The organism is Lactiplantibacillus sp. C232 (assembly GCF_023806725.1).
GTDB classification, from domain to species: Bacteria; Bacillota; Bacilli; order Lactobacillales; family Lactobacillaceae; genus Lactiplantibacillus; species Lactiplantibacillus plantarum.
Window position 1 is genome coordinate 90,339 of the sequence record NZ_JAMSKZ010000009.1, and the last position, 17,080, is coordinate 107,418.

Below are 17,080 nucleotides of genomic sequence, written 5' to 3' on the forward strand. Positions count from 1 at the left end.
GTACGGTTCTATCATACCGTACTTTTACAAGGGGAACAAACGTTTTCTTTTAATCTTTTTGTACTTGCCAGTCGTTCCTTAGAATCCCATACTTGACCGAGTCATAATACTGCCCTTGCCAATAACGAACTTGTGGAATCCAGGCCTCCTGCTTTAATCCCACGGCTTCCGCTAACTGCATCATCCGCATATTCCCCGACCACGTTGTCAATCCAATGTGCGGCAAAGTCGTCTCCTCTTGGAATAAGTGGGTCAACCATTTAGTCAACGCGGTGCGCCCAATATGCTCACCCCAATGCTCCTGATTATAGATAATGATGCCTACCTCTAACCAGCGTTTGAGGGAACCATCCACAAAGTGCCAATTAACACTGCCGACAATCACACCATCCCGTGTGATGACCCAGTTACGCGGTCGAATCAACCAATCACGGGGGCCAATAATTGTCTCAAAGTCTGTTTGAGTCGGTAGTTGGTCATGAAAATACGGTCCATTCCAGCGCGTCCACTCCGCATTTGGATCACTAAAACCTAGTTGCCATAGCGTCGTTAATTCTGCGCGCTGAAGCGGTCGAATTGTAATTGTTGCCGTCATTTGATCACGCCCTCTCAATTCATAGGTCTACTATATCGAAAAACCACCCTAACAACAATCACATTCGTGGACATATAAACTTACATTAAACGGCCCCTTTTCCAGCGAACCGAAGCTGGCCGTCCTTGACTTTAGCTCACTTAGGGACAACGACAGCTAAAAAAACCACCATTCTGGCTGAAAGAATGGTGGTCATAAGTCTTAAGCGTGTGTTGCAAGCTGTCGCAACAATTTTAGTATAGCTGCTGAAACGCGTTTCAGGTCAAGCACTAAGTTGGCGCCAGGTTGCTTTGGTCAGTAAGTACCGCATGACGTGGATCACTTCACCTTTATCACTGGTAAACGTGTGCAGTTCTCCAGCCGCTTGCATGCCCATCTTAGCCATCACTCGGCCAGAATTAGGGTTGGCACTCGCATAGTGAGCCTCGATGGTCTCATAGTTCAGCGTTTCAAACCCATAATGCATCAAACAATTGCCGGCTTCCGCAACATAACCGTGCCCCCACGCAGCTGGGCTTAAAGCGTACGTCAATTCACCAGTCGCACCACTACCATGAAACTCATAAAACCCAATCAGTTGATGATCACGGCGACGTTCAATGCCAAAAACAGTGGTCGTGTCTGCCAAAAAGTGCGTCGTAAACAGTTGCTCGAACGCGGCCGGACTCTGAACCCGTCGGTAACGTAAATAAGCGACAACCTGCGGATCAAAAATCATGTCCGCTAACGCATCATGATCCGCCGCTGTCATTGGTCGTAATATCAACCGTTCCGTTTCAAACTGAGTCAAATTGCCATCTCCAAATTATTATTGATTCGTTAATTATAATAATCTACTGGCAAATGTAAATTATTTCGTTCCACTCTCAATGATTTGGCAAAGTCACCTGTGCCAGCATCGCAGTTCCTACCGCTTCAAATCGGGCGCAGTTCTAAATCCAATTCTCGCAAATTTTAACCACAATAAAAGGGCCGGTAACCAACCGTCCCTTTCTCTGATCGACTTGCAAACCCCAAGCTTGCCATTGTGTATGTGCCTCGTCATGGACCCAGCCCATCCCGAGAGGTATAAATGCTTGTCAAACGTTATGATTCAGCTAACTGAGCTACTTATCACTATCAATAATTGCTTATTAACAATGTCCTGACAAAGTAAATCGATCCGGCTCCCAACCTAAATCCGCTGACAAAGCGTATGTATTGCTTCATAACTTTGTCTTTAGTATAGCGAGCCAGCATTGCGTTTAGATAACACGAAGATTACAAAAATGTTACAACTGGTCTAAACCAACTAAAAGTTAGCCTGGTATTGCTTAATCGTCTCTGGCTACGGACACCCAGTTTATCTTTAACGAACAAAGTCGCCCACTATGGTCTTAACAGTCGGCCTTTATTGAGCTGAAAGCCGTTGATTGACATGTACTTGAATAACTTGTCGCCGAGAACCGGTCAAGAAATAAATCGTTATGCCAACAAAAATAATGACGGTAGCACCGATTGTTTGCCATTCGAACACATCCGGCTTAACCATTGTCTGGCTACCTGATGCCATCATGCTCAAAATATCAATAGCAGCATGGATCACCATCGGCAGCAAGATACTACCTGAGTATAGGTACGTCGAGGCTAAAAACCAGCCTAGTGTCGCTGCAAAAATGATTTGCTCAACCGTGGCTGACAAGGGTTGGCCCGCAAAAACGTTTGTAATATGCCACATTCCAAATAGGCCACCGCTTAGCCACACTGCCCAGTCGATCTGGTAACGCCGATGCCGAAAAGCTTGTAATAACAAGGTTAAAACGGCAAAACGATACAACCATTCCTCCGCGATTCCCGGTTCTAACCCACTCAAAAACATTTTCCAAGTCGCTGACCGTAGCTGGAAGTCCCAATGTGTGAATGTCGTCGCCCATGAACCACCTGCACTAAAGGCATTCCATAGACTAAAAGCCGTTCCCACCACGATCAGCCCAACCACTAAACTAGTTTGAGCCTGACGATTAAACCGCCACGATGGGCCCGTCAATCCCCATCCCCGCAGTAAGACCCCAACAGCAATCACAAAGCCCAGGGCGCCTAAAATACCAGTATCACTGACCATCTCGAATACTGATGGTGCTTGCAGATTCGGTAAAATCAAAAAAGTCTGCTGCGCACTGACGACACCACTAAAAATAGCCGTAATTAGGACCGCAATCCGGCCAATCACAGATTCGATCGGTTTAGTGACCACCACTGCCACCGGTACGAATGCGACCATTAAATAAGCCATCCCCACAGCAATCAATCCCTGCTCGTCTAACCATGACAGCTGACTTAACCAAGCCACGAGGTTCGCCAGTAAAATCGGCAAGAGTGTGAACTGCAGTACTGTTTGGACATAATAATTAACATGTCGCAAACGCCGCCACTGTGCTTGGTCCTCCTCGGCAGCTGGCCACCAGGCTAACAGTCCCCATATCAGCAACTGCATACCACCAACTGGGAAAAACACACCACCATCAAACGTAAATAGTTGAATAAAGGCCGCGCCAAATAACACGATGAGCTGCCCCATGTACCAGCGTCGTAATAATTGTTCGGTTTCCGGCGTCATAAAAAAATCCCCCAATCTGATATGCATTAATCATACCAGATTGGGGGACGCTCACACGTGATTTTGTTTAGATTTATCGGATTCCACGACTAACTAATAAAGATCTTGCACCCGGCCCTGTGTTGCTTCATGGGCCAAGTATTCATCATAAGTCGTATCACCACGATCAACAACGCCTTTCGCACTCACTTCGACAATGTGGTCGGCAATCGTTTGAATAAATTCATGGTCATGAGAAGTAAAGACGATGGCGCCTTTAAAATCAATCAGACTATCATTCAGTGCGGTAATGGATTCCAGGTCCAAATGGTTGGTCGGATCATCTAATAATAAGACGTTAGCCCGACTAAGCATCATCTTTGATAACATTCCCCGTACTTTTTCACCACCAGATAGCACGTTCACTGGTCGTTCAACATCGCTACCAGAGAACAACATTTTACCCAGGAAACCTCGCAAGAAAGTATTGTCACTTTCTTCTTTCGATGCAAACTGGCGTAACCAATCAATAATTGGCAATTCACTACCCGCGTATTCTTCATTAATATCTTTAGGCAAATAAGTCCGCGAAGTCGTTTGTCCCCAGGTCACCGTGCCACTATCTGGTGCCATCGACCCAGCAATAATTTGCATCAGTGTTGTCGTTGCCAAATCGTTGCGGCTGATCAACGCCGTTTTTTCATTGGGACGGAGCGTGAAGCTAATGTTATCAAGAATCTTAACGCCTTCAATCGACTTGGAGACATTCTCGACCTTCACAAGGTCATTACCGATTTCACGGTCTGGCGTGAACTTAATGAACGGATATTTACGTGATGATGGTTTGATATCATCCAACGTAATTTTCTCCAATTGTTTCTTCCGTGAGGTGGCTTGCTTAGATTTCGAAGCATTGGCACTGAATCGCGCCACGAATTCTTGCAACTCTTTAATTTGGTCAGCTTTCTTGGCATTGGCATTCGCTTGCAACTTGGCCGCTAACTGGCTAGATTCCATCCAAAAATCATAATTCCCAACAAATAGTGTGATCTTGCCAAAGTCGACGTCACACATGTGGGTACAAACTTGATTTAGAAAATGCCGGTCATGAGAAACGACAATGACCGTCTTTTCGTAACCAGCCAAAAAGTCTTCCAACCAGCTAATTGATTGGACGTCCAACCCGTTCGTCGGTTCATCCAGTAATAGCACGTCGGGGCTTCCAAACAGCGCTTGACCTAATAAGACTTTCACCTTTTGCGGTTCAGTTAACTCGCTCATCTTCAAGTGTTGCATCGATTCATCGATACCAAGGTTTTGTAACAACTGGTCCGCTTCCGACTCTGCGTTCCAGCCATCCATTTCGGCAAATTCGCCTTCTAATTCAGCAGCCCGAATCCCATCTTCATCGCTAAAATCAGGCTTGGCATACAACGCATCTTTTTCAGTCATGATTTCGTATAACTTTTCGTGACCACGAATAACAGTTGCTAACACTTCTTCATCTTCAAAAGCAAAGTGATTTTGATTCAAGCTAGACATCCGCTCGTTAGGCCCCATCGAGACCGTCCCAGTAGTCGGTTGTAATTTACCTTCCAAGATTTTTAAGAACGTCGACTTACCAGCACCATTGGCACCAATAACGCCGTAGCAGTTTCCCGGCGTGAATTTTAAATTGACATCTTCATAAAGCTTACGTGTTGAAAACTGCATACTAACATTATTTACGGTGAGCATTCCATTACCTCTTCTTTTTTAAAGTGAAATTGTCCGATAGAAAAGAGGTCGGAATTAAACAAACCTTCCAGACCTCTGTGTCGTTAATTATATAACTTTAATTTTAGCATGCTTTCAGCTCGTTTGGCAATCAAAACCATACGTGATTTTCTGAAAGCATCTCATCATTTTCATAAACAATCCAAATTAACCCCACCCGTAAACACCAGTTTTAACCATGTCTAGTGAACAGGCTTGCGCGACCAAAGCCCCGTCTGACGATCATCACGCACACCAAGTAACCCAAGTTAGCAAAATACTGGTCTCACAAAGTTAACTCAAAATATGTTGTTCAATATAATCCAATACACCATTGTCCACATTGGTACCTGTCACCGCTGTCGCATTGGCTTGGACATTTTCAGGCGCGTTTTGCATGGCAACCGCATGGGTCGCATAGTGAAACATCTCAAGATCATTGGTGCCGTCGCCAAAAACTAACATCTCATCCGGCAGAATACCCAACTGTTCACCAAGCTGTTTGAGGGCGCGGCCTTTGTGCATTCCCGGCTGAATCAAGTCCATACTGCCCTGACCACCTGAAGCGGGTACGGCAATGCCAGCGAGCTTAGGGGTAAGTTCATATACTAACTGCTCCGTCATTGCCGCGGGACAAATAACGTCGAACTTCACAACCGGATCAGTAACTGTGGTTAAATCCGCACATGTCTCTAATTGGTAATAGTAGTCACGCATATTAGCTACAAACTGCGGGTTCGCGTGCGCCAACACATGGACCGTTTGGGTGCCACACAATGCCACTTGTAATTCAGGATACGGTGCCAGGGCCGCTAACACTTGCTGAGTTGCTTGGGGACTGAACGTCGCAGCTTTGAGTCCCGCTTCTCGTTGCCACAGTTCCGCGCCGTTACCACCAATCAACCACATTTCAGGGTAAGCACTAAAGGTCGTGGCTAGTTCCGCCGCTTGGTGACCACTGGCAATCACAAACTGAATACCGCGCTGCTGTAGCGCCGCATAGTCGTTGGCAAACCGCTCCTGGTCATAATCACCATGATCATTTAAAAACGTCCCATCCATATCCGTTGCTATTAATTTAATCGTCATTACTAATCATCCATTTCATGTAAGCCTTTTCTACCCCTTAGCCTACCGATTATGCCCGCAAAGTACAAGTCTTTTCTGATACTTTGTTAGAAGGCACCACCACCGGAGCCACCGCCAAAGCCACCAGAACTACCGCCGGAGAAGCCTCCTGAACCACCCGACGCCGAACTAGCGCTTCCAGAGGCATCTAAGGCGCCACTAAAACTATCGTTGATTGCACCGGACAAATCGAAGTCCAGCCCACCATTCGCATAGAAGAGTGGGTAATACACGAGCATCCCCGTAGCCAATGCTTCCGTACCAAAATCAATCGCCAATTGCTTAGTCACTTGATTGGCTAGTCCAAAAGCCGCGGCGTATGGCAAGATTTGTTCCCACAAAATCAAATCACCGACTTGGGCCGTATTAAAGTGCCCAATATCCTTAAGCATGCGGCGTAGTCCATTGATTTGATTACGTAATTCCAAGCCTGCGTCAGTATTGATGGCAATCCGCCGCCGTTGAATTATCCAGCCAATCCAGAAAGCCACCGCGGCCACTACCGCTGGAATCACCATCAGGGTCACGACCTTCGGACTAACTAATAACCCAGCACCCGTGGCAATCATCCCCATAACACTCACGACAACTGCTGCCATCAGCCATTGATTACGAAGCCGATAATTAGTTTCGTCTTGATAGACCGCCACGTCTTGGTCTACTTCGGTCTGCCAGCGGCTAAACCATTTGCCCAACCGACCAGCTTTATCACGCTTCCCGTATTTTTTGAGATCCGTTAACATGAACTGCCCGTCAACCGCGATTTTATCAAAACAGTGAGCCAAAAATGAGTTAGTCACTGGTTTCAATTGCGTTAACCGCACATCCGGTTTTCGGTGACCCGCAACCGTTTCAATCGTTATTTCTTGATTAGCTGCTGCTCGCAAAATCTCAGCCGTTAAAGCATCCGTATTCGGCGACCGCTGTGCCCACAATGACTCAGCAACTGCTGGTGTTACTGGTGGCACGTCAAATGAATGATTGATGGGAATCGGCTGCTGATGTGGCTTAGCCGGATGACGAGCCAGCCACCAAAGATAGCCAATCATGACCAATAACCAACCAGCCACCGCGGCACCAAAGATAACGCGACGCAGTAACTGATTACGTCGCCGTTTTTCATTAGCTTCCTGTGCCAACTTAGCTTCTTGTTTTTGGACCGTCGCTTTTCGCTTGGCAGTATTCGTCCGCGTATTCGTCGCCGTGACCGTGGTTGGAAATAGTAGGTGACTTTCAACGAATTGGTTCGCGGGATTATGTCCCAACGTCATCGTCACCCGGCCTGCCGCGCGCTCAACTTTTGTCTGACCACTCAACGGTCCGTGCGTCCAGGCTTGTAACGCGCTCACATTCTTGGCAGGTAACTGAATCACGATTTTGACATTATTCAGTGGTACATCCCAGCCACTACCAATCACTTTCCAATTCAGTTCGGCCGTGTCTGCATAGTTCGTTACGACCCCTTTAAGCCGATACCGATAGACAACCCGTAACTTATCATCTTCTTGAACTTGCCGGTAGAGCTTGACACGCATCCGGTCAGCATTTTGGGTCAACTGATACGTGTTGTTGGCCCCCGTTTCACTTGGCGCCGCCGTCACCGTGGTCCCACCATTCAGTTGCGTCGTGACCCCTTCCAACTGGGCCCCCTGAATACCTTTCAAATCTTGAACATTAAATACCCCGTGATAATCATCATCAAATTGATAAGTCATCGCTTGCGTTACATTCGCACTACCATCACGTTGAATGGCTACATTGACTTGATATTGGTCAATATCATAATCCGCAGCCGCGCGCATTGCTAAGCTAAACCACCAACAAAATCCTGCCAATAGTCCGAGCACGCTCAGCCAACTTAATCGTCGCTTCTTCGACATCTCACCATCGCCCCCTCCAATAATCGTTAGCCCTAGTTTATCATACTCCCCCGGTCGTGGGGCGCGAGATACTGCCACCGCTTTCTTAGGCAAAGCCGTCCTTTTGTTGTAGCATATAAAGTGACACGAAAGGGGTTTTAGTCATGCCACAAACCACGTTACCGACTCACATTCAAGTGCGAGGCGCACACGTCAATAATTTAAAAAATATCGATATCGACATTCCACTCAACGAATTTGTTGCGATTACTGGTCGCAGTGGGTCCGGTAAGTCATCACTCGCAATGGGCGTCCTGTACGCTGAGGGGGCCCGCCGCTACTTAAACGCCCTGTCAACCTTTACCCGCCGCCGAATCAATCAGGTCGGCAAAGCCAGTGTTGATTCAGTACAATACTTACCATCTGCATTAGCGCTACGCCAACGCCCCCAGGTTCCCGGCGTCCGTTCAACCGTCGGCACCATGTCTGAAAGCTTAAATATCTTAAGGCTAGCCTTCTCACGACTCAGCTCAGCAGTTTGCCCCAATGGTCACCGCATGCCACCAACGCTCGATGTGGCTGAAAATGATGGTTACGTCACCTGTCCGACTTGTGGCGCCAAATTCAGAGCGCCCGGCGCCGAAGATTTCGCCTTCAATTCAGGTGGGGCCTGTCCGACTTGCGGTGGCCTAGGCCAAGTTCGCCAAATTGACCCGGCACTCATTATTGCGGATGAAAATCAAACTATCGAAGAAGGGGCCGTTGCTTCTTGGCACCTACCTGGACGTAACTTTATGCCGATCGTTGCGCGCGAAATTGGGATTCCCATCGACATTCCATATAAAGACCTTAGTGAAGCCGATAAAGCACGCGTATTACATGGTCCTAAGCAAACCGTTGCCATCAACATTCCAAGCGCTAAAGGTAAAATCTTTCACATGGACAACGCTGTCTACGAGAACGCCTTTGCCGCCGTTGAAGATAGTATGGCGACGACCAAAAATGAACGGGCAATTACTCGGCTGAATCGCTTTTACAAGTTTGATACTTGTCCAGATTGTCACGGATCACGCTTCAATCCTCAGTTGTTTAACTACGAATTAAATGGTCAAAACATTGCGACGGTTAGTGATATGACTGTCGCCGCCTTGCATGATTTTGCGGCCACGATTGTCCCGTGGCTACCTACTAAGATGCATCATCTTGGACAATCCCTTGTTGATGAATTGCTACTCAGCCTGCAACCCATGGAAGAACTTGGACTCGACTACCTCACACTCAGTCGCCCCGGCGCGACCCTGTCAACTGGTGAATTACAACGCATTCAGCTTGGACGCACTTTGCGTAGCGCCACGACTGGCGTGTTATATGTCCTTGATGAACCTTCCGTTGGACTTCATCCAGCTAACGTGGCGGGCCTAATCAAAGCTTTCCGCGGGCTAGTCGCCCAAGGAAATTCCGTCGTGGTGGTTGACCACGACACTAGTATTATCAGTGCAGCTGATGATGTTATTGAGATTGGTCCGGGGGCTGGTAAGCACGGCGGTACCGTTGTCGGACAAGGCACTGTCGCAGCCATCAAGCAGGACAAAGAGTCCTTAATTGCGCCATTTCTCACCGGTACTGCCACGCTGCGTGAACGCCCCGTATTAACCGACGATGCGCTCTGGAAAAAGGGGGCCCTTGCTATTGAAGTGGCTCATCACTTTAACATCCAAGACATTACGGCGCGCATTCCCAAAAACCGTTTCACGACCGTCACGGGTATGAGCGGCGCTGGTAAAACGACTCTGGTACTAGATAGTTTGATTCCAGCACTGATTGCCACAGCTAAAAAGCGACCACTCCCAACCCACGTTAAGGCCTTTGACAATGGTCACATTCGGCACGTTGTTACCGTCGACTCAGTGCCCGTTGGTAAGAATGTACGGTCAACGGTCGCCACTTATACCAACATTCTCGACCATCTACGCCAATTATTCGCCGCCACCCCAGCAGCACAAGCAAACGGTTGGACCGCTAGCCAATTTTCATATAACGTCGCTGCGGGTGCTTGCCCAACTTGTGGTGGTACGGGCCAAATCTCTTTAGATGTGCAATACCTGCCAGACATCACCGAAGTCTGCCCCCAATGCCACGGCAAGCGCTACAATAAACAGACGCTGACCGTCAAATGGCATGGCTATTCGATTGCGGATATTTTAGATCTCGCGGTTGACGAGGCACTACCAATTTTCAAAGCGCAATCCGCCATCGCTAATACACTCCAGATTCTGCATGATATGGGACTAGGCTACTTACTATTAGGTGAAAGTACGCCGGCACTCTCGGGTGGCGAAGCTCAGCGCCTGAAGCTCACCTCCCGCATTGGCAAACGCCAAACGGGAACGCTCTTTGTCTTCGATGAGCCTTCAATCGGTTTGCACCCGCTCGACATTCAGCAACTCGTCAAAGTCTTTGACCAACTGATTCAGCAAGGGGCAACCGTCATTGCCATCGAACACGATCTCGACGTAATCGCCAACGCTGATTACGTTATCGATATGGGACCCGCGGGCGGTATCAACGGTGGTAACATTGTCGCCACCGGTACCCCATTAGCCGTTAGTCAAAATCCAACTAGTGTAACAGGGCAATATTTGAAGACGCATTTGGCCCTATTCCACGTTTAACCAATGAACTGCTGACCGACCTCATTCATCACAACGCTCTTATCGAATATTTAATCCAAAAGCGTGTCTAACCCCCAGCTAGTTAACTTGCTAGGGGTTAGACACGCTTTTGTTGTGCTGCGATGGTGCCAATGAAGCGGACGAAACTTACGTCCTTTTCCTTAATGTACCATTTCAGTTAGTCAGCCGTCCCAAGATGTCTTTTTGAGCACTGCATTTCACTAAATCCATTCGTAAGTCATCACAAAGCTGATAGCCACATCCTAACGCCAAATTGAAATATCAATAACAAAAGATTAACAATTAATCACTGCCGGTGCGCCATCACTGCCCAGATCAACGCCAGCGCACTCACACCAATCATCACCGAACACGCCGCCGTCGCACCAACTAAGTTATATAATAAAACGATGCCGACGCTACCAACGGGTGCCGCCAACGTCACAATCGAACTGATGGTACCAAAGACCGTCCCTGTTAAGTGCGGGTCAATTTGTGGCATCATGATGGCGAACATCTTCGGGTCCAGTTTGCCACTCATGAAGCCCACTGCAAACATGCCCCCAAGAATCAAGATTAGTTGTGGAACGACTAGTAAAATCACATAGGTCAGCATCGGCGCTAGCATCGCTGCCAGTAACAATTGAAACAATGAGAGCCGATCAAACCAAGTATTTTTAGTAATGCCACCCAATACGCTTCCGGTAACAAAGACCACGTTGAACATTAAAATTGCGACCGAATAGCTCACGGGCATGCGGGACGCCAAGTCAATAAACATTAAGTTCAAAATCGCATCAATGCTCATCGTTGCGACGTTTAAAATCATCAGAATACCCAGATAACTGACTGCACCCATTCTAGTCGTCGTCAGCATCACTCGCTGAATCACGGGCCAGGCCTCAATATGTCGTGGTCGTCCAGCAACTTTGGGAGTCGACTGAATCGCTGAACGTCCGGCCAACAAGCAGCTAGCGGCCCCAATAAAAGTCAACGCATTCACTATTCCAGCTAACGCATAATCATGCCACTGGGCGATAATCAAGACCCCTAGTGTTTGACCCAGTGGCTCAACAAGCGTACTTATGCTCGCATTAAGCCCCATCACTTGTTGGCGATCGTCAGGATCAATCCGGTCTTGAATAACAATTGTCAAAATACTGCCACCATATCGACCTAGTAGATCCGAAATAAAATTAATCGCAACGACCACGTAGAAAACAACCACCGTTTGCTGAGTAATCACTTGGGCCAAGACGAGATATAACCCCGCTTGAACGACCTTAGTACCAATCAGCCAGTTAGTTTTTCGGCGCGTCTGATCAGCGAGTCGCCCCGTTAATCCCCCGAAAACGTACGGCACAACTGTCACCACCGAAACGATGGCAACAAACCAATGTGGATTTGGAAAATTCTTTGCGTACGTGAGTAAAATGATATTGAACAAACTCACCCCCAGCGTCGTAAAAAAATTTGCACTAGCAATCGTTTGGAGGGTCCGATTTTTTAATAAAGTCAGCATTAACCCATCTCCCATTAAGATAATGGACTTAGCTTACTCGTCATTACCGTGGTACAATCAGCAAGTAGGTTGCATATATGCCACATTAAGGAGTGCTAGATGACAAACATCGGAGAAACTATTCATCAGATTCGATTAAGTAAGGGCTTAACTCAACAAGAAGTGTATAGCGGTATTATCTCGCGCTCATTCGCCTCACGCTTTGAGAGTGGTGCCAACGATATTGGCGCCAGTAAACTCTTTGCAATTCTGGATAACTTAGCAATTTCAGCCGACGAGTTACGATTCATACACCAAAACTACCAGCCATCAGCATATGACCAGGCCCTTTGGACAATTCGTCACGCTTATGAAACGCTAAATTTTCCCGCCCTAGCCACTTGGATTCGCGAACATCGACACAGCCCCCACGCCTACGAACAACTCATCGCCAGTTATGCCAGCATCTTGATGCTATCCTATGACCATCGTTCAGTCGGCGTGACAACCACGACCCAGCCCGCTTTTGATCACCTGCTCCAAGCCAAGACTTGGACCCTGCAGGAACTAAAATTAGTGCCCGTTCTAATTCCAATTATTGCATCCATCGACGGCTTGGCCGCACTAACACCACTGACAACCCGTATGGCCGCCAATTGTGCCAGTTATCAAACGGGTTGGGGCGATCCCTTTCACGTCAGCAACGACTTACTCGATTTTTATGGATCACTATTTCAAACTAAATTGAACTTTCATGATTTTCAATCCGCTCAAAATCTGAAAACCAAGTTCACTGCCATCGACAGTCACCAGTTAAACTGGGATGGGCGGTTGAGCCAACAATTCTGGCTTGGCATCTGGAATCTCTACTTTGGCGACTGGCAAATTGGCAACCAATTGCTTGATGAAGTCAGCGTCTTAGAAACACATCATCACCCCCGGATTGATAATACGTTATTTGCAATTCGTAACGTTCGCACTAAGCAAGCCCAGACTTATCGCCAATCGCATCAGTCTCACAAGCATCTTTAACACCGAAAGCCTGTTCTAGCCTGGCAATAAATTACGCCGGACAGGAACAGGCTTTTTCTTAATCACACATACTGATTAACTGGCCTAAGGCTTACTGATAGCTACGCCTTTCAGATTGTTATAATTAGCGCGTATTGTGTTGGTTTATCATTTATTATGTATTACAGCGGAATACGGAAATGAATTTATAACTCATGATGGTCTGAGCTTGATCAACGTAAAAAGAACTTCTCCAAATTAGAAGAAGTTCTTTTTGCATGATATTAAACAAACCCTGGCTTAAACCGACTTTGTCTGGTTCAAATGCGGTAGAGCCAAGAAAATCACTAATCCAACAACAAATAAAATACTTAAAGAAGCAGCACCAATCGTTGACTTCCCCGTCATTTGGGTCACGATTCCAACTAGGACGGGGCCCATCACGGCTGAGAACTTACCGAGAATATTGTAAAAGCCGAAAAACTCACTCCCACTAGTCTTAGGAATCAAACGACCGAAGTACGACCGACTAAGCGCTTGAATCCCACCCTGACTGGTTCCAACTAGTATGGCTAAAATCCAAAAATCCGTCGTACTATTCAACCGCAACGCGTACAAGCAGATACCTAAATAAATAATAATGCCAAGCAAGATGCCCGTCCGGGTCGACGTTTTATTCGCTAACCACCCGTAAAGCAGTGAAAACGGAAACGCGACTAGCTGAACAACCAGCAAGACAATCATCAACGTGGTCGTCGTAATTCCCATATCCATCCCAATCGAAGTTGCCATTGTAAAGATCGTGTCGACTCCATCAATGTAGAAGAAGTACGCCACCAAGAACCACGCCGCAGCGCGATAATTCCGGATGTGTTTCAAAGTCGACCATACCCGTTGGAAACTTGAACGCACCGGATGCGCACTGGGTGCTAACGCGTACTTTTGGTGAACGTTTTTCAACAAAGGAATGTAAAAGATAATCCACCACGCAGCGGCTAAGACAAAACTCCACCGCGCGACCCCATAGCTTGATAATTGACCAAAACCACTGGTTAATTGTAAGACCAAGAATAAGATAAACGCCAAGACACCACCGAGATAGCCAAACCCATAACCATATGACGACAATCGATCCATCTGATCGTTTGGTGCCACGTCAGTCAGAAAACTGTCATAAAACAGATTACCACCGGAATAACCGATAATTGATAAAATATAAATACCTAATAGCCACTTCCAGGCACTAGTCGGGGCAACACTCAGCCCTAGCGTCATCACCATTCCGAGTATCGAAAAGATGTTGAGCATTCGTTTCTTGGCATGGGGATAGTCTGCTAGTGCACCTAGGACGGGCGCCAAAATCGAAACTAGTAAGGTCCCAATACTATTGGCATAACCCCAGTAAGCCGTTGCATTAGCCGGTGTCACACCGCTACTTTGGGCAACTGCCTTAAAGTAAACGGGTAGCACCGCCGTTGTGACAATAATGCCATAGCCCGAGTTGGCCCAATCGTAAAAGATCCAACCCCACTGCTGTTTATTAAATTTCATTAAGTTACTTCGCGGGAACCTCTGATCGCAATCGGAGGCGGAACGAGCATTAACCACAATATTAGTGGTGCTGATGTCCGCCCGCTTTTCCTCTCTCTCTTTTTTGTCTAGTCTTTGAAAATACCATCGAGGCAATGTCCCGGCATGGGGCCATCGAAACTCAATCCGAGTAACCGCGCAAATGTCGGCGCTTCATCGACTAAGTTAGCTGCTTCAATCGTCCCACCAGCTTTAACTGCTGGTCCATTGAATAACAGGGTCGTTTGATAGTCAGGCTTCGTCGGGTCATATCCATGAACCCCGTGGTAACGGTCTGGTTGACCGAGTGTCGCTGGATGGACGGGTTCAACCACAGTTGGCCGTCGACTTTCATCAGTAAAATAATAACCTTCCTGGGCTTCAACCATCAACGCACAAGCGGGGTCCGCACCACGACGTGCAGCCGCCTCTCCAGTAATGATGGTCTCAACACCTTCAACCTGACTAACCAATGCCTTCAATTCATCCAACTGGTCAAATTCCGGTCGCGTATAAATGTACGTTGAGCCGTCCGCCGTCTTCGCCATCACGGACCAGTCATCTTCAAACGTCTGATCTTGACGTGCGGTCAACCAGCCCTGCTGAGCGAATAACGTATTTAAATGAATCATGTGATCCACATTGATTTGATAGTGATCACCTAAAATAACAAAGTTGGTATCCGCAAACGTGCCCGCAGCTTTAGTCGCGTCAATCAACTGGCCCACGTGCCGGTCTAGCCGGTGTAAAGCTGCCATGGCCTCACTGGATCGCACACCATAGCGATGGCGCATACTATCCATGTCGACTAAGTGAATCATCGTTAGGTTCGGCTTCTTATTCGTTAACGTATCGACTGCACAAGCCGTGATGAATTCATCTAGTTGGGGCTGCTTAATCCCATTACGAAGATGCCCATACTTATGATTCATCGCGAGTAAGAAGAGCGGTGAACTCGCCTTCAACGAGACGAGAACTTGGTTCGTCCAAATACGGTTAGGAAAGATCTCGGCAAGGTTATATGTAATCTTGCTGCCAGCCGTCACTGGCCATAAAAAAGCCGCCGTTGTTAGCTTCTTTTGCCGTGCCAAATCATATAGTGTTGGTACTTGAACGTCCTTTTGATACCAATACCAATCTGGTGAACGGCGTGTCGGTTGTAACTTAGTATTATTAACGATTCCATGCACGCTGGGATACTGTCCCGTAATAATCGTGGTATGTGACGGATATGTCAGTGTTGGATAAATGCCCGTCACCGACTTGACCCAAGTACCACCGGTCATCAATCCACTCAGAACGGGTAATTCTGCTTGATGTTCGCGTAAATCACGAAATCCTAACGCATCTAAGGAAATAATGACCAAGTGTTGATTTGTTGCCATCTCAATCGCTCCTTCTTACTTAATAAGCTTATTCGTATTATTATACCGCAGAAAATTAATTGGTGTCAGGATCGTTGACAAAAAACGGGCGATCAGTGAAGCACGACTGATCGCCCAGATTTATTTTCAATAATTACCAGCTAACAATTCCTGTTCTTGTAACCACCGCAATGCTAATTGTGGCCATATTGCAACCTGGTCATTCAAATACTTGTCCTTGCCAGGTTTTTGCGTCACATGATTGGCTAACGCTAACCCATGAATCCCACTATCAAATAAATGATACGCAGTTGCGACCTGATGTTGTAGCATGGCCTGCACATATTTTAACGAATTGATTGGCGGGACCAACTCATCCGTCGCCGTTTGCCAGACAAAAGCGGGTTTACTAGCTGGTGTGACTAGGCGCTGGGCTGCCCACAACCGGGCATCCGTGGTAATCTGATTACGCGCCGCCGAAGTCGTGGGAAACCCCGCTGTCAAATCAATGACTGGATAGCCTAAAATAATGGCAGCATGCTGGCCTTGATAATGATCCAAATGATACCGTGTGCGCAATTCTGGTTGGGTCGCAACACCATTATAAGTCGCAACCACGTGGCCGCCAGCCGAAAACCCGGCAAGAATAATCCGCTGACAATCAACATGGTGTGCGGACGCCTGGGTCGTAATCCAATCAATTGTTGCACCTAATTGCTGCAACGCCCAAGGATAGACGGACTGATCTCCCACAATTAATTGGTAATTCAAGACCACCGTATGCATTCCGGCGGCCATCATCCGGGTTGCAATTGGCGCTTCTTCCCGCCCAGAATGATAAGTAAAGCCACCTCCCGGGCAGATAATCATGATTGGATAATCAACAGCTGTTTCAAAATCACTAATTTGGTCTAACCAATACGCCGTGATCTGAAATGGGTGTGCCGCAGTATTTAATGTGCGCTGTTCAACTTGCATATGTTCCCCCTCCTACTCCCGTATTACCGACTTGATTTCGCTTTCATTATAGAAGGTCACATGATTGCTTGTC

The 17,080-nt window shown here is 47.3% G+C and carries 12 protein-coding genes; 2 read left to right on the forward strand and 10 right to left on the reverse strand.

Going from position 1 to position 17,080, the window contains the following annotated elements; all coding sequences use genetic code 11:
- Positions 1-49: 49 nt before the first annotated feature.
- The 6 genes from MZO41_RS10020 to MZO41_RS10045 form a co-directional block, all read right to left on the reverse strand.
- Complete coding sequence (locus MZO41_RS10020; protein ID WP_003642183.1) at positions 50-595, reverse strand: GNAT family N-acetyltransferase; 546 nt, start codon at positions 593-595, stop codon at positions 50-52.
- 262 nt (positions 596-857) lie between these two features.
- Positions 858-1,385, reverse strand: coding sequence for a GNAT family N-acetyltransferase (locus MZO41_RS10025; protein ID WP_003642184.1), 528 nt, complete (start codon positions 1,383-1,385; stop codon positions 858-860).
- A gap of 600 nt (positions 1,386-1,985) precedes the next feature.
- A complete protein-coding gene (locus MZO41_RS10030; RefSeq protein WP_003644777.1) occupies positions 1,986-3,191 on the reverse strand; it encodes a CPBP family intramembrane glutamic endopeptidase in 1,206 nt (401 codons plus the stop codon).
- A 93-nt stretch (positions 3,192-3,284) separates the two neighbouring features.
- Positions 3,285-4,907 carry an ABC-F family ATP-binding cassette domain-containing protein gene (locus MZO41_RS10035; protein WP_003644778.1) on the reverse strand — a complete coding sequence of 541 codons (1,623 nt, stop codon included), beginning with the start codon at positions 4,905-4,907 and terminating at the stop codon, positions 3,285-3,287.
- Between the two features lie 312 nt (positions 4,908-5,219).
- Entirely contained in the window at positions 5,220-6,014 is a 795-nt protein-coding gene (locus tag MZO41_RS10040; RefSeq protein ID WP_003644779.1) for a Cof-type HAD-IIB family hydrolase, read from the reverse strand.
- Between the two features lie 86 nt (positions 6,015-6,100).
- The gene (locus MZO41_RS10045; protein ID WP_021356587.1) at positions 6,101-7,933 is read right to left on the reverse strand and encodes a DUF2207 domain-containing protein; all 1,833 of its coding nucleotides are present in this window, start codon (positions 7,931-7,933) and stop codon (positions 6,101-6,103) included.
- Between the two features lie 143 nt (positions 7,934-8,076).
- Here MZO41_RS10045 and MZO41_RS10050 point away from each other — a divergent pair, with 143 nt between their 5' ends.
- Positions 8,077-10,584 carry an excinuclease ABC subunit UvrA gene (locus MZO41_RS10050; protein ID WP_013355888.1) on the forward strand — a complete coding sequence of 836 codons (2,508 nt, stop codon included), beginning with the start codon at positions 8,077-8,079 and terminating at the stop codon, positions 10,582-10,584.
- A 307-nt stretch (positions 10,585-10,891) separates the two neighbouring features.
- Here MZO41_RS10050 and MZO41_RS10055 read toward each other — a convergent pair whose 3' ends face one another.
- Positions 10,892-12,106 carry an MFS transporter gene (locus tag MZO41_RS10055; RefSeq protein ID WP_003644781.1) on the reverse strand — a complete coding sequence of 405 codons (1,215 nt, stop codon included), beginning with the start codon at positions 12,104-12,106 and terminating at the stop codon, positions 10,892-10,894.
- A gap of 99 nt (positions 12,107-12,205) precedes the next feature.
- On the opposite strand from MZO41_RS10055, the gene MZO41_RS10060 reads away from it, so the two are divergent.
- Positions 12,206-13,117 (forward strand): helix-turn-helix domain-containing protein, encoded by a 912-nt coding sequence (locus MZO41_RS10060; RefSeq protein WP_003642192.1) that lies wholly within the window; start codon positions 12,206-12,208, stop codon positions 13,115-13,117.
- Positions 13,118-13,396: 279 nt separating this feature from the next.
- On the opposite strand, the gene MZO41_RS10065 is transcribed toward MZO41_RS10060, so the two are convergent.
- From MZO41_RS10065 to MZO41_RS10075, 3 genes are all read right to left on the reverse strand, one after another.
- Positions 13,397-14,782 (reverse strand): MFS transporter, encoded by a 1,386-nt coding sequence (locus MZO41_RS10065; protein ID WP_071540951.1) that lies wholly within the window; start codon positions 14,780-14,782, stop codon positions 13,397-13,399.
- On the reverse strand, positions 14,755-16,050 hold the full coding sequence (locus tag MZO41_RS10070; RefSeq protein ID WP_024002901.1) for an alkaline phosphatase family protein: 1,296 nt from the start codon (positions 16,048-16,050) through the stop codon (positions 14,755-14,757). The genes MZO41_RS10065 and MZO41_RS10070 overlap by 28 nt, the downstream gene beginning before the upstream one ends.
- A gap of 126 nt (positions 16,051-16,176) precedes the next feature.
- Entirely contained in the window at positions 16,177-17,007 is an 831-nt protein-coding gene (locus MZO41_RS10075) for an alpha/beta hydrolase (RefSeq protein WP_013355892.1), read from the reverse strand.
- Between the last annotated feature and the right edge of the window lie 73 nt (positions 17,008-17,080).